Source organism: Cupriavidus sp. R6-3 (genome assembly GCF_059772245.1).
The window spans coordinates 1-12,360 of sequence record NZ_JCBAJO010000148.1 but is presented as its reverse complement, the minus strand read 5'-3'; the positions used below and the strand labels follow the sequence as shown (position 1 = coordinate 12,360).

Sequence of the window (12,360 nt, the reverse complement as noted above, 5' to 3'; positions counted from 1 at the left end):
GTCGCGCAGTCGCGCGCGGAGGCGGCCGTGGCGGCGAGGAAATCGGGGTTGGTCAGCACCTCGGCCAGCGTGGTGTCGGGGGCGCGCAGAAAGGCGTCGATATCGAACTGCCGGCTGGCGCCCGCGGTCTTGCCGCCGGCGCAGGCGCCCAGCGTCAGCAGCGCGGCCAGCGCCGGCACCAGGGCCGCGCGACGCAAGGTGGCGGGCCTCATTGGCGGATCACGTCGGCGCCCTTGGGGACGCTGAAGCGGAAGGTGTCGGCAGGCAGCGACGGGTTCTTCTGCATCGCCGAGAAGGTCAGCAGCGTGGTGTTGCCGAAGGCGTCGCGCAATTCCATCGCTTCGAGATTGCCGGCCTTGAAGCCGATGCCGATCCGCTCGAACTGCGTGTCCTTGGCCTTGGGCGTCAGCTCCAGCCATTCGATGCCGTCGCGGGTGGGGCCGTCCTTGACGACGAAGCTCTTCTCCAGGTCGTTGCTGCCGAACAGGATCGCCGCCGGGCTCGAGCCCAGCGCGGCGTCGAGCTTGCGCTCGGTGACCTGGTTCAGGTCCTTGTCGTAGATGTAGAGCGTCTGGCCGTCGGCCTGCAGCAGTTGCTCGTAGGGCTTGGTATAGCGCCAGGCGAACTTGCCGGGGCGGGAGAAGACGAAGGTGCCGCTCGAGGTGCCGGTGACGCGCATCGCCTCGCCGGTGCCCTTGACCTGGCGCTGCGTGAATTCGCCGCGGGCGCTCTTGACGGTGGTGACGAAGGTCTTCAACTGATCGGTGGCGGCGGCTTGCGCGGTGGCCGGGGCCAGCGTGGCCCATGCCAGGGTGGCGGCGGTGCCGATGGTGGCAAGGGCGGACGCCAGTACGCGATTTGGCATGCAATCGATCCTTGTGTTGGTGAATCGCGACGATTCGCTTTGATTCGCGTTGATGCGGGACGACTTGCGACTTCCGACCTACGGTTCACGGGCGCGGAAGCGTCGCGTGCGCCGTGGCCTGTCCGCATGATGTGTCGGTTAGAGCGAGGGACCGGCGGTGGATTCCGTCCGCGGCCGTCAGCAAGCGTGACAGGCGTAACGGCATATTACCCGCCGGCCGGCGCGCTACTCCTCGCGCGCGGCGGCGCCGCCGCCGGGTGCCAGGATGTCGCGGTTGCCGTTGCCGGACATCGCCGACACCAGGCCGGCCTTCTCCATGTCCTCGAGCAGGCGCGCGGCCCGGTTGTAGCCGATGCGCAGATGGCGCTGCACCAGCGAAATCGACGCACGGCGATTCTTCAGCACGACCTCGACCGCCTGGTCGTACAGCGGGTCGGCCTCGCCGCCACCGCCGATGCCGGCACCGCCGCCCAGCCCGTCGACACCGATCTCGCCGTCGACCAGGCCGCCCTCGAGAATGCCCTCGATATAGTTCGGCTCGCCGGCTTCCTTCAGCTTGTCGACCACGCGGTGCACCTCGTCGTCCGAGACGAAGGCGCCGTGCACGCGCACCGGCAGGCCGGTGCCCGGCGCGAGGTACAGCATGTCGCCCATGCCGAGCAGTGCCTCGGCGCCCTGCTGGTCCAGGATCGTGCGCGAGTCGATCTTGCTGCTGACCTGGAACGAGATCCGGGTCGGCACGTTGGCCTTGATCAGGCCGGTGATCACGTCGACCGAGGGACGCTGCGTCGCCAGCACTAGATGGATGCCGGCCGCGCGCGCCTTCTGCGCGATCCGCGCGATCAGCTCCTCGACCTTCTTGCCGACCACCATCATCAGGTCGGCCAGCTCGTCGATCACGATCACGATCATCGGCAGCTTGTCCAGCGGTTCCGGCGCATCCGGCGTCAGGCTGAACGGGTTCGGGATCTTTTCCTCGCGCGCCGCGGCCTCGTCGATCTTCTTGTTGTAGCCGGCCAGATTGCGCACGCCCATCTTGCTCATCAGCTTGTAGCGGCGCTCCATTTCGCCGACCGCCCAGTTCAGCGCATTGCCGGCCTGGCGCATGTCGGTGACCACCGGACACAGCAGATGGGGGATGCCCTCGTAGATGCTCATTTCCAGCATCTTGGGGTCGATCAGGATCAGCCGCACGCTGTCGGCCTTGGCCTTGTACAGCAGCGACAAGATCATCGCGTTGATGCCGACCGACTTGCCCGAGCCCGTGGTACCGGCGACCAGGCAGTGCGGCATGCGGGCCAGGTCGGCGACCACCGGCTTGCCGGCGATGTCCTTGCCGAGCGCCAGCGTCAGCTGCGAGGCGCTCTCGTTGTAGACCTGCGAGCCCAGGATCTCGCCCAGGCGCACCGCCTGGCGCTTCGGATTCGGCAGTTCCAGGCCCATGTAGTTCTTGCCCGGGATGGTCTCGACCACGCGGATCGACACCAGCGACAGCGAGCGCGCCAGGTCCTTGGCGAGGTTGACGATCTGGCTGCCCTTGACGCCGGTGGCCGGCTCGATCTCGTAGCGGGTGATCACCGGGCCCGGATAGGCGGCCACGACCTTGACCTCGACGCCGAAGTCCTTGAGCTTCTTCTCGATCAGGCGCGAGGTGAATTCCAGCGTCTCGGCGCTGACGGTCTCCTGCGACACCGGCACCGGGTCCAGCAGCGACAGCGGCGGCAGGTCGGCATCCTGCAGGTCGGCGAACAGCGGCTGCTGCTTCTCGCGCTCGACGCGCTCGTGCTTGGGCACCGCCTGCGGGCGCACGATCTGCACCGGCGCCGCCTCCTCGATGCGCACGCGCTGGACCTCGACGGTCTCGGTGCGCTCGACCTTGGCGGCCTCGCCGATGATGCGGTCCTGCTTGCTTTCGCGGCGCGCCTTGAAGCCGAGGAAGGCGGTCTCGACGAAGCCGCCGACCTTCTCGCACACCGACAGCCACGAGAAATGGAAGAACAGCGACAGGCCGATCGCGAGCATCAACAGCAACAGCAGCGTGGCGCCGGTAAAGCCCAGCGCGGTCTGCAGCCAGCCGCCCAGCAGATCGCCCAGCACGCCGCCGGGGGCGCGGGGCAGGGCCTCGCGCAGCGGATACATGCGCACCGCCTCCAGACCCATGCTGGCGGCCAGCGTCAGGCCGAAGCCGATCCAGCTGACCACCACGCCCTGGCGTGCCTCGCCGACCTGGTCGGGGAACTCGGCGGTCAGCACGCGCCAGCCGCGCCAGCAGCGGCGCACCAGCAGCACGCCGAGCCAGTAGGCCGAGAAGCCGAAGATGAAGAACAGCACGTCGGCCATCCAGGCGCCGACGCGGCCGCCCAGGTTATGGATCTGCGCCACCTGATTGGCGTGCGACCAGCCCGGATCGGCCTTGCTGTAGCTGGCCAGGATGCACAGGAAGGCCAGCGTCGCGGCCAGCAGCAGGAACCAGCGCACTTCTCCCAACAGCTTGCCGATGCGGGAAGGCAGGACGGAGGGATCGGTGCGGGTGGTCGTGGTGGTTCTGGCCATGCGTGGGTACGGATCGCGGCGCGGCACGGCGCCGTACGGAATTGCGGTGGCGGCATTTTACCTCCCCCGCAGGCTATCGCCGCCATTGGAATTTGCAACAATGCGCCCACGCCGGTCCACTTATAATGCGGGTTTTCGATTACCCATGCCGGCGCGCCGCGCACGCCGGCCACAGGAACGCATCATGGCCAAACACGCGAAAGTGCTGATTCTCGGTTCCGGTCCCGCCGGCTACACCGCCGCCGTCTACGCGGCGCGCGCCAACCTGGAGCCGGTGCTGATCACCGGCCTGGCCCAGGGCGGCCAGCTGATGACGACCACCGACGTGGAGAACTGGCCCGCCGATCCGAACGGCGTGCAGGGCCCCGAGCTGATGCAGCGCTTTCTGGAGCATGCCGAGCGCTTCAACACGGAAATCGTGTTCGACCACATCCATACGGCCAAGCTGACCGAGCGTCCGATCCGCCTGATCGGCGACGCCGGCGAGTACACCTGCGACGCGCTGATCATCGCCACCGGCGCCTCGGCGCAGTATCTGGGCCTGCCGTCCGAAGAGAATTTCATGGGCCGCGGCGTGTCGGCCTGCGCGACCTGCGACGGCTTCTTCTACAAGAACCAGGAAGTGGCGGTGATCGGCGGCGGCAATACCGCGGTCGAAGAGGCCCTGTACCTGTCGCATATCGCCAGCAAGGTCACCGTGATCCATCGCCGCGACAAGTTCCGCGCCGAGCCGATCCTGGTCGACCGCCTGCTGGCGCGCGAGAAGGAAGGCCGCGTCGAGATCGTGTGGAACACCGTGCTGGACGAGGTGCTGGGCGACGAATCGGGCGTGACCGGCGTGCGCATCCGCAATGTGCAGAGCGGCGCCACCGAGGACCGCAAGCTCGCGGGCGTGTTCGTCGCGATCGGCCACAAGCCGAACACCGACCTGTTCGTCGGCCAGCTCGAGATGAACAACGGCTATATCGTGACCAAGAGCGGCCTGTCGGGCGACGCCACGGCCACCAACATCCCGGGCGTGTTCGCCGCCGGCGACGTCCAGGACCACGTCTATCGCCAGGCCATCACCAGCGCCGGCACCGGCTGCATGGCCGCGCTCGACGCGCAGCGCTACGTCGAAGCGCTGAAGTAAGGTCGTTCCGGCTCGCCGCCAGGCGAGCCACCGGCGGCGCCGGATCGTGTTACCTTGCCGGTTTCACGGTCCTGCCCGCCGCCCCGCGGCGGTGCCGCTTTTCCATCATGAAGCACGGTGCCAGCAAATCCGGCCGCCCTGCCGGTTCTTCCCCCATTCCCGCCCGTACCCGCCTTGGCCTCGACGATCTGGCACGCCTGCGCGACCAGATGAAGGCCGATGCCGAGCGCCGCGAGGCCGAGCGCCTCGCCGCCGAGGAAGCCGCGCGCCAGGCGGCCGCCGAAGCCAATGTGTTCCGCAACAGCATCGGCAATGTCCAGACATTGCGCGATCGCAACCGCGTGACGCCGCCGGCCAGGCGGCCCGAGCCGGTACCGGTGCAAAGCCAGCTCGACGACCAGGCGGTGCTGGCGGCCTCGCTGTCGGATCAGTTCGATGTGGAAAACCTGCTGGAGACCGACGACACGCTGTCGTTCCGCCGTCCCGGCATCGGCAACGACGTGATTCGCAAGCTGCGGCGCGGCGAATGGGTGCCGCAGGACCGGATCGATCTGCACGGACTGCGCCGCGACGAGGCGCGCGAGGCGCTGGCCGAATTCCTGCGGCGGTGCGTGCGGCGCGGCGTGCGTTGCGTGCGCGTGATCCACGGCAAGGGCAACGGCTCGCCCGACAAGCAACCGGTGCTCAAGGGAAAGGTGCGCAGCTGGCTGGTGCAGAAGGAGGAAGTGCTGGCCTTCGTGGAGGCGCGTGGCGCCGAGGGCGGCTCGGGGGCCTTGATGGTGCTGCTGCGCCAGCCGTATGCGTGATGGCCGACTGGCGCGCCTGATCGAACGCTGACCTCGCTGCCCTGTCCCGGACCTCTCTTCCGGACCCCTCTGCCGGGTCTCTCTTCCGGCCCTCTTCCCGCCCCTCCCGCCAGCGGGAGAGCGAGAAGCCCATCGAGGCAGCGAGTCTTCCCGCCTTACACCGCCGCTTCGTCCTGCTCGCCGGTCCGGATCCGGATCACGCGTTCGATCTCGGTGACGAAGATCTTGCCGTCGCCGATCTTGCCGGTGTGGGCCGCCTTGACGATCGCGTCCAGCACGGTATCGAGCTGGCTCTCGGCCACGACCACCTCGATCTTGATCTTCGGCAGGAAGTCGACCACATACTCGGCGCCGCGATACAGCTCGGTGTGGCCCTTCTGCCGGCCGAAACCCTTGACTTCGGTGACCGTCAGGCCGGTCACGCCCACGTCGGCCAGCGCCTCACGCACTTCGTCCAGCTTGAACGGTTTGATGATGGCGGTAATTTGCTTCATGTCGGCCCCCTTTCTGTCGTGATTGATTGATGCAAGATTCTAGCCCGCGCGGCGCGATGGCGCGCCAAAGCGGGCTGGGGATCACCCCTTGTCGTGTCGATTGCCGGCCTTCGCGGCCGCCTTGCCGTTGCGGTTGCCGTTGCTGCCGTTGCTGCTGCTGTTGCCGACGCCGTTGCGCGCAGGCGCGGTGTCCGGAATGCGGTCCAGTTCGGCCAGCCACGCGGTCGACTCGCTGTCGCTGGGCGCGCGCCAGTCGCCGCGCGGCGACAGCGAACCGCCCGAGCCCACCTTCGGCGCGTTCGGAACGCACGAGCGCTTGAACTGGCTGGTGCGGAAGAAGCGATCCAGGAAGATGCGCAGGTTGCGCTTGATGTCGGCCAGTTCGTACTGGTTGCGCGCGACATGGGCCTCCTCGGGCCACTGCCCTGCCTCGCGGTCGCCCCAGGCGTGCAGCGCCAGGTAGGCCACCTTCGACGGCGTGAAGCCGAAGCGCAGCGTGTAGTACAGATTGAAATCCTGCAGCTCGTAGGGCCCGATCACGCTCTCGGTCTTCTGGCCCGGCTTGTCGTTCGAGTCGCCCGGCACCAGTTCGGGGCTGATATCGGTGCCCAGCACGTCGAGCAGCACCTCGGTGCCGCCCGCACCGATCTGGCCCGTTTCGGCGACCCAGCGCACCAGATGCGAGATCAGCGTCTTCGGCACGCTGGCATTGACGTTGTAATGCGACATGTGGTCGCCGACGCCATAGGTGCACCAGCCCAGCGCCAGCTCGCTGAGGTCACCGGTGCCGATCACGATGCCGTTGTGGTGATTGGCCAGCCGGAACAGGTGGTTGGTGCGCTCGCCGGCCTGCACGTTCTCGAAGGTCACGTCGTAGACCGGCTCGCCGTCGGCGAACGGGTGGCCGAGGTCCTTGAGCATCGCCAGGCAGCTCGGCCGGATGTCGATCTCGCGCGCGGTGCAGCCGACCACTTCCATCAGCCGCCTGGCCTGCTGCAGCGTGCGGTCGCTGGTGGCAAAGCCAGGCATCGTGAAGCCGAGGATATTGGCGCGCGGCAGGCCCAGCCGGTCCATCGCCTTGGCGCAGACCAGCAGCGCATGCGTCGAATCGAGACCGCCGGACACGCCGATCACCACCTTCGAGATGCCGGTGGCCGACAGCCGCTGCACCAGCGCCTGCACCTGAATCTGGTAGACCTCGTTGCAGCGCTCGTCGCGCCGCCTGCGGTCGGCCGGCACATAGGGGAAGCGCTCGACGCGGCGTTGCAGCGGCAGATCGCGGTCCTCGTCGACGCCGAGAACGAAGCCGACCGTGCGGAACTTCGCCACCTCGCCGGCATGGCGGCGCACCGAGTCGCCGAACGTGGTCATGTGCATGCGCTCGCGCGAGAGCCGCTCCAGATCGACGTCGGCGAAGATCATGTGCGAGTCGTCGGCGAAGCGCTCCGATTCGGCCAGCAGTTCGCCGTTCTCGTAGACCAGCGCCTGGCCGTCCCAGGCCAGGTCGGTGGTCGATTCGCCCTTGCCGGCCGAGCTGTACAGATAGGCCGCCAGGCAACGGGCCGATTGCTGCGACACCAGCTGATGGCGGTAGCCGGACTTGCCGATCACGATATTCGATGCCGACAGATTGACCAGCACCGTGGCGCCGGCCAGCGCGGCGAACGACGACGGGGGGATCGGTACCCAGACGTCCTCGCAGATCTCGACATGGAAACGCAGCAGCGGGATGTTCTCGATCTCGAACAGCAGCCCAGCGCCGAACGGCACGCGCTGCCCGAGCAGGTCGATCTGCTCGACCGTGGCGCAGTCGGCCGCGCTGAACTGGCGCGCCTCGTAGAACTCCCAGTAGTTCGGCAGAAAGCTCTTGGGCACCACGCCGCGCAGCTGGCCGCCGGCGACCACGACCGCGCAGTTGAACAGTAGATGCTGGACGCGCAGCGGCATGCCGACCACCAGCGCGCACGGCAGCGTGCGCGAGGCCTCGACGATCTCGCCGAGGGCGAGCTCGCAGGCGTCGAGCAGGGTCTTCTGATGGAACAGGTCGTCGCAGCTGTAGGCCGACAAGCCCAGCTCGGGGAAGGCCACCAGCGCGGCCCCGGCGTCGGCCGCCTCGCGGGCCAGCGCGATCGTCTGCTGTGCGTTGAAGTCGGGATCGGCGACCTTGCAGCGCGGCACGCCGACCGCCACGCGCACGAAGCCATGGGAATACAGATTGAAGAATCGGCTCATCTCGAACACCCTTGTTGTGCGCAGGGCCGGCATGGCGCCGGACAGGCCGGACAGATGCAATTCGCGGCCACGGGCGATAATGCGACGTCGGCATCCGCCCCGCATCCACCCGCATCTACTTTCCAGCCGCCGGTCCCGCGGACCTCGGCAAGGCACACCGTGAAAGCAAGCAAGTCCATGCCATCCCACGCAGGCAGCGCCGCCATGCAGGCGGAGCGACCCGAGAATTATCGCACGCGTATCGTCGAGAACCTGGCCGACATCGCGCCGGCCGAATGGGACGGCCTGCTGGCGCGGCAGCCCGGCCGCACGCCTTTCCTGCGCCATGCCTTCCTGCATGCGCTGCATGCGAGCGGCAGCGCCAGCGACGACACCGGCTGGAGCCCGCGCTATCTGACCTTGTGGAAGGACGGCGGGGACGTCGCCCATGGCGAGCGCCTGGCCGCCGCGATGCCGCTCTACGCCAAGGCGCACTCGTACGGCGAGTATGTGTTCGACTGGGCCTGGGCCGATGCCTATGCGCAGAACGGCCTGGAGTACTACCCCAAGTGGCTGTCGGCGATTCCCTTCACGCCGGTGCAGGGCACGCGTCTGCTGGCCGAGAACGCGGTGTCGCGCGAGCTGTTGCTGCAGGTCGCGCTGATGCTGGCCGAGCAGAGCCAGCTGTCCTCATTGCATGTGCTGTTCCCCGACGAGGCCGAGGCCGCGCTGATGCAGCAAGCCGGCATGATGATGCGCCACGGCGTGCAGTTCCACTGGACCAATCCCGGCTATCCGGACTTCGACGCGTTTCTCGCCACGCTGTCGCAGAAGAAGCGCAAGAACATCCGCGCCGAACGGCGCCGCGTCGCCGAGGCCGGCATCGCGTTCCGCCATCTGCGCGGCACGGAGATCGGCCCCGACGACTGGCGGCTGTTCCATCGCTGCTATCGGCAGACCTATCGCGAGCATCGATCGACGCCGTATCTGAACCTGGATTTCTTCGAGCGCATCGGCGCGGCGATGCCCGAGCATCTGCTGCTGGTGATCGCGCGGCGCGACGGGCGCGACATCGCCGCCTCGCTGCTCGTCTATGACGACGATCCCGCGGTCAGCACGCTGTACGGCCGCTATTGGGGCGCGCTCGAACACCATCCCTGCCTGCATTTCGAGACCGCGTACTACCAGCCGCTGGCCTTCTGCATCGAACACGGGATCCGCACCTTCGAGGGCGGCGCGCAAGGCGAACACAAGATGGCGCGCGGCTTCCTGCCGGTCACCACGCGCTCGGCCCACTGGCTCGCGCACCCGGCCTTCGCCGATGCGGTCGAACGCTTTCTCGCACGCGAGCGCGCGGGCATCGATGCGTATCTGGATGAATTGAACGACAGGACGCCGTATGCAAAGACGGCGGAAGGTGGCGGGGCTGGCTAGCCAGGTGTTCCCCTTCTCCCGTGTGCGGGACAGGATCGGGGGAGAGGGAAAGGCAAGCTGTTCTGCCCAACGCCGTCAGCGCTTGCCGACGCCCTATACCTATACCCTCTCCCCCAGCCCCTCTCCCTCAGGTGGGAGAGGGGAGCCAGCCATCGCGGTGTGCGTGCTGGCGCGGCAAGCGAACCCTCAAACCTTCGCCGCCACCCACTCGCCCACGCCCGCCAGCGCCGCCGGCAGCTTCGCCGGTTCGGTGCCGCCGGCCTGGGCCATGTCCGGGCGGCCGCCGCCCTTGCCGCCGACCTGCTGGGCGACGAAGTTGACCAGCTCGCCGGCCTTGACCTTGCCGGTCGCGTCGGCGGTGACGCCGGCGATCAGGCTGACCTTGCCGTCCTGCACCGCGCCGAGCACGATCGCCGCGCTCTTGAGCTTGTCCTTGAGCTTGTCCATCGTCTCGCGCAGCGTCTTGACGTCGGCGCCTTCGAGCTGGGCGGCCAGCACCTTCAGGCCCTTGATCTCGATCGCCTGGCTGGCCAGCTCGTCGCCCTGCGACGCGGCCAGCTTGCTCTTCAGGCGCTCCAGCTCCTTCTCCAGCGCGCGCACCTGGTCCTGCATCTGGCCGATGCGCGGCACCAGCTCGCTCGGCTGCGCCTTCAGCGCGGCCGCGGCCTCGTTCAGGCGCGAATCGAGCGACTGCAGATAGTGCAGCGCGTTGTCGCCGGTGATCGCCTCGACCCGGCGGATGCCGGCCGCGACGCCGCCTTCGACCACGATCTTGAACAGGCCGATATCGCCGGTGCGGGCCACGTGGGTGCCGCCGCACAGCTCCTTCGAGCTGCCGATCGACAGCACGCGCACCTCGTCGGCGTACTTCTCGCCGAACAGCGCCATCGCGCCGCTCTTGACGGCATCGTCGAACGGCATCAGCTCGGCGCCGGTGGCCTCGTTGCGCAGGATCTCGGCGTTGACGATCTCCTCGACCTCGCGGATCTGCGCCGCGGTCAGCGGTGCGTTGTGCGAGAAGTCGAAGCGGGTCTTGTCGGCGTCGACCAGCGAGCCCTTCTGCTGCACGTGGCTGCCCAGCACTTCGCGCAGCGCCTTGTGCATCAGGTGGGTGGCCGAGTGGTTGCGCATCGTGCGCGCGCGGCGCAGGGCGTCGACCTCCGCCATCACGGTGTCGCCGACCTTCAGCGCGGCGCCGCCGAGCGTGCCCTGATGGCCGAACACATCGGCCTGGACCTTGGTCGTATCGGCCACCGCGAACACCGCCGCGCCGGCCTTCAGTTCGCCCTGGTCGCCCGCCTGGCCGCCCGACTCGGCGTAGAACGGCGTGTGGTCGAGCACCACCACGCCGGTCTGGCCCGGCTGCATGACATCGACCGAGGCGCCGTCGACATACAGCGCGACCACCTTGGCGTCGTTGAGCGCCAGCTTCTCGTAGCCGTGGAAGGTCGTCTTGGCGCCGGTGTATTCGAGGCCGGCGGCCATCTTGAACTTGCCGGCGGCGCGGGCCTGCTCGCGCTGGCGCGTCATCGCGGCGTCGAAGGCGGCCTCGTCGACCGAGACCTGCTGCTCGCGGCAGACGTCCTGCGTCAGGTCCAGCGGGAAGCCGTAGGTGTCGTGCAGCTTGAACGCGAGCTCGCCGTCCAGCATGTTGCCGCCCTTGGCCTTCAGGTCGGCCAGCGCCGCATCGAGAATGCTCATGCCGTTCTCGATGGTTTCGAAGAACCGCTCTTCCTCGGCCTTGAGCACCTCGACCACGCGCGGCTCTGCCTCGGCCAGCTCCGGATAGGCCTCGCCCATCTGCGCGACCAGGTCGGCCACCATCTTGTGGAAGAACGGCGTCTTGCGGCCCAGCTTGTAGCCGTGGCGGATCGCCCGGCGCACGATCCGGCGCAGCACGTAGCCGCGGCCCTCGTTGCCCGGAATCACGCCGTCGACGATCAGGAAGGAGCAGGCGCGGATATGGTCGGCGATGACTTTCAGCGAGTTGTTGGCCAGATCGTCGACGCCCGTCTCGCGCGCGGCGGCGCGGATCAGCGCCTGGAACAGGTCGATCTCGTAGTTGCTGTGCACGTGCTGCAGCACCGCGGCGATGCGCTCCAGGCCCATGCCGGTGTCGACGCAGGGCTTGGGCAGCGGCGTCATGTTGCCCTGCTCGTCCCGGTTGAACTGCATGAACACCAGGTTCCAGATCTCGATGTAGCGGTCGCCGTCCTCTTCGGCCGATCCCGGCGGGCCGCCCCACACGTCCGGACCGTGGTCGTAGAAGATTTCCGAGCACGGGCCGCAGGGGCCGGTGTCGGCCATCTGCCAGAAGTTGTCGGACGCATAGCGCGCGCCCTTGTTGTCGCCGATCCGCACGATGCGCTCGACCGGCACGCCGACTTCCCTGGCCCAGATGTCATAGGCCTCGTCGTCCTCGGCATAGACCGTGACCCACAGCTTCTCGGCCGGCAGGTTGTAGACCTTGGTCAGCAGCTCCCATGCGTACTGGATCGCCTCGCGCTTGAAGTAGTCGCCGAACGAGAAGTTGCCCAGCATCTCGAAGAAGGTATGGTGGCGCGCGGTATAGCCGACGTTTTCCAGATCGTTGTGCTTGCCGCCGGCGCGCACCGAACGCTGCGACGAGGTCGCGCGCGAGTAGGGCCGCTTGTCGGTGCCGAGGAAGACGTCCTTGAACTGCACCATGCCGGAGTTGGTGAACAACAGCGTCGGATCGTTGGCCGGCACGAGGCTCGACGAGCGGACCACGGTATGGCCCTTCGATTCGAAGAACTGCAGGAACTTGCTGCGGATGTCGGAGACTTTCATGTTTGGGGGCAAGGCGTCCCCGCATGGACATCGCAGGGCGCAGTCGGATTGGAT

8 protein-coding genes and 1 pseudogene are annotated in these 12,360 nt (G+C 67.8%); 3 read left to right on the top strand and 6 right to left on the bottom strand.

The features are described from left to right. From AC6EI8_RS18850 to AC6EI8_RS18840, 3 genes and pseudogenes are all read right to left on the bottom strand, one after another. Positions 1-212: pseudogene (locus AC6EI8_RS18850) on the bottom strand (hypothetical protein); the annotation flags it as partial. Beyond that, positions 209-865: an outer membrane lipoprotein chaperone LolA gene (gene lolA / locus AC6EI8_RS18845; protein ID WP_150084206.1), complete on the bottom strand. Its 657-nt coding sequence runs from the start codon at positions 863-865 to the stop codon at positions 209-211. The gene lolA and the pseudogene AC6EI8_RS18850, both read right to left, overlap by 4 nt. 225 nt (positions 866-1,090) lie before the next feature. After that, entirely contained in the window at positions 1,091-3,418 is a 2,328-nt protein-coding gene (locus AC6EI8_RS18840; RefSeq protein ID WP_149317843.1) for a DNA translocase FtsK, read from the bottom strand. A 184-nt stretch (positions 3,419-3,602) separates the two neighbouring features. Here AC6EI8_RS18840 and trxB point away from each other — a divergent pair, with 184 nt between their 5' ends. Beyond that, a complete protein-coding gene (gene trxB, locus AC6EI8_RS18835; RefSeq protein WP_149317842.1) occupies positions 3,603-4,550 on the top strand; it encodes a thioredoxin-disulfide reductase in 948 nt (315 codons plus the stop codon). A 107-nt stretch (positions 4,551-4,657) separates the two neighbouring features. Continuing rightward, on the top strand, positions 4,658-5,356 hold the full coding sequence (locus tag AC6EI8_RS18830; protein WP_226108306.1) for a Smr/MutS family protein: 699 nt from the start codon (positions 4,658-4,660) through the stop codon (positions 5,354-5,356). 155 nt (positions 5,357-5,511) lie between these two features. On the opposite strand, the gene glnK is transcribed toward AC6EI8_RS18830, so the two are convergent. Then, the gene (gene glnK / locus AC6EI8_RS18825; RefSeq protein ID WP_006578394.1) at positions 5,512-5,850 is read right to left on the bottom strand and encodes a P-II family nitrogen regulator; all 339 of its coding nucleotides are present in this window, start codon (positions 5,848-5,850) and stop codon (positions 5,512-5,514) included. An 81-nt stretch (positions 5,851-5,931) separates the two neighbouring features. Beyond that, positions 5,932-8,082, bottom strand: coding sequence for an NAD(+) synthase (locus tag AC6EI8_RS18820; RefSeq protein ID WP_498382591.1), 2,151 nt, complete (start codon positions 8,080-8,082; stop codon positions 5,932-5,934). 177 nt (positions 8,083-8,259) lie between these two features. Between AC6EI8_RS18820 and AC6EI8_RS18815 the strand changes: the two genes are divergently transcribed. Continuing rightward, on the top strand, positions 8,260-9,495 hold the full coding sequence (locus AC6EI8_RS18815) for a GNAT family N-acetyltransferase (RefSeq protein ID WP_498382590.1): 1,236 nt from the start codon (positions 8,260-8,262) through the stop codon (positions 9,493-9,495). Positions 9,496-9,681: 186 nt separating this feature from the next. Here the strand turns inward: AC6EI8_RS18815 and alaS are convergent, their stop codons facing one another. Next, positions 9,682-12,306 (bottom strand): alanine--tRNA ligase, encoded by a 2,625-nt coding sequence (gene alaS, locus AC6EI8_RS18810; protein WP_498382589.1) that lies wholly within the window; start codon positions 12,304-12,306, stop codon positions 9,682-9,684. Between the last annotated feature and the right edge of the window lie 54 nt (positions 12,307-12,360).

What these genes read in the sequence shown, in the direction of transcription:
- lolA (WP_150084206.1), bottom strand. Translation starts at nt 865, where the DNA reads ATGCCAAATCGCGTACTGGCGTCCGCCCTTGCCACCATCGGCACCGCC.
- AC6EI8_RS18840 (WP_149317843.1), bottom strand. Translation starts at nt 3,418, where the DNA reads ATGGCCAGAACCACCACGACCACCCGCACCGATCCCTCCGTCCTGCCT.
- trxB (WP_149317842.1), top strand. Translation starts at nt 3,603, where the DNA reads ATGGCCAAACACGCGAAAGTGCTGATTCTCGGTTCCGGTCCCGCCGGC.
- AC6EI8_RS18830 (WP_226108306.1), top strand. Translation starts at nt 4,658, where the DNA reads ATGAAGCACGGTGCCAGCAAATCCGGCCGCCCTGCCGGTTCTTCCCCC.
- glnK (WP_006578394.1), bottom strand. Translation starts at nt 5,850, where the DNA reads ATGAAGCAAATTACCGCCATCATCAAACCGTTCAAGCTGGACGAAGTG.
- AC6EI8_RS18820 (WP_498382591.1), bottom strand. Translation starts at nt 8,082, where the DNA reads ATGAGCCGATTCTTCAATCTGTATTCCCATGGCTTCGTGCGCGTGGCG.
- AC6EI8_RS18815 (WP_498382590.1), top strand. Translation starts at nt 8,260, where the DNA reads ATGCCATCCCACGCAGGCAGCGCCGCCATGCAGGCGGAGCGACCCGAG.
- alaS (WP_498382589.1), bottom strand. Translation starts at nt 12,306, where the DNA reads ATGAAAGTCTCCGACATCCGCAGCAAGTTCCTGCAGTTCTTCGAATCG.